This window comes from Actinosynnema sp. NPDC059335, assembly GCF_042752395.1.
GTDB lineage: Bacteria > Actinomycetota > Actinomycetes > Mycobacteriales > Pseudonocardiaceae > Actinosynnema.
The window spans coordinates 11,891-13,113 of sequence record NZ_JBHYXZ010000203.1 but is presented as its reverse complement, the minus strand read 5'-3'; the positions used below and the strand labels follow the sequence as shown (position 1 = coordinate 13,113).

Annotated in this window: 1 protein-coding gene; it reads right to left on the bottom strand. The window is 71.1% G+C overall.

Annotation, left to right across the window (positions count from 1 at the left end):
* Window positions 1-69: 69 nt before the first annotated feature.
* The gene (locus ACFXGA_RS36560) at window positions 70-999 is read right to left on the bottom strand and encodes a phosphate-binding protein (RefSeq protein WP_378096496.1); all 930 of its coding nucleotides are present in this window, start codon (window positions 997-999) and stop codon (window positions 70-72) included.
* Window positions 1,000-1,223 lie beyond the last annotated feature (224 nt).

Genomic DNA, 1,223 nt, shown 5'->3' with positions numbered 1-1,223 from the left:
GATCTCGAACCCACGGGTCGAGCCCTGGTCCTGGCAGGAACGGACCCTTGGGTTCCCCGCGAGGAACCTTCACTCTCGCTGAACCCACGGGAGTCGGGGGAAGCCGTCGGGTTTCGCGCCGTCGGAGAACGCCAGCACGTCGGCGTGGGCGGGGCCGTCCCGGTTCAGCCTCTCCAACCCGGCGTTGCTGTTGCTCAGCTCGATCGAGAACTCCGCCTGGGGACACGTTCTGCGGTACGTGGCGGTGGCCTTGTCCAGGATCGGGCGGAACGCGGTGGAGCCGAGGAGGACCAGCCTCCCGCTCGCGCAGTCCAGCGCCGCGTCGGTCGCGGTGAGCGAGTAGACCTGCTGCCCGACGAGGGCGGCGGTGAGGAACGCGGCCAGCGCGACGCTGCGCGCGGAGGTGCCCGTGCGGTTCTTCGTGGCCCGGAACGTGCCCCCGCTGATGCCGCCGACGACCTTCGGCTCGGGGAACGGCCCGCGGTCGCCGTCGGCGCTCTCCAGGGAGACCAGCACCTTGTAGTGCTCGCCCCGGTTCAGCGGCACCTTGGGCAGTTCGACCAGGCCCACGGTCTGGCCGCCGTCCTCGATGTTGCGGGTGCCCAGCCCGTCGGCCGGCTTGTGCTCGGAGCTGCGCAGCGACAGGTCGAGCGTCGGCGGCGTCAGGTCGGTCAGCGCCATCCCGGTGACCCGCCGGTTCGGGAACCGGATCTCGATGCCGACCGGGTTGTCCGGCATCACCGCGTAGTCGCCGGTGGAGATGGGCGTGCGGCCGTTGTTCTCGATGCGCACCAGGACGTAGGAGCGGTCCTTCTCGACCAGCTCCGGCAGCAGGTCGCCGCTGAACTCCGGGGCGATGAGGTTCGCGACCGTGGTGTCCATCTGGACGCGGTGGCCGAGCCGCTTGCGCCCCACGAACACGAATTCCCACAGGAACGCGAAAAGGGACACCCCGAGTGCGACCACCGTGATGATGAAGTCCCACGGTAAATCGGCCAAAGCCGCCTCCGCGCAGAATCACAACGCCGACACCGTCCAGTGTGTCACGGCGCGGGGCGGTTCTCCGGGTGTTGGAATCATGTTCACCTGCATTTAAGCGCAATTCGGCGAATCGACGCGCCCGGCCCGCGGGCGCCCCGGCCCGGGCGGGGGCGCCCGCCCCCCCCCCCCGGGCGAGCCCCAACCCCCGCGCGAGCGGGCCCCCGGCGGACCCCCGGGCGGCC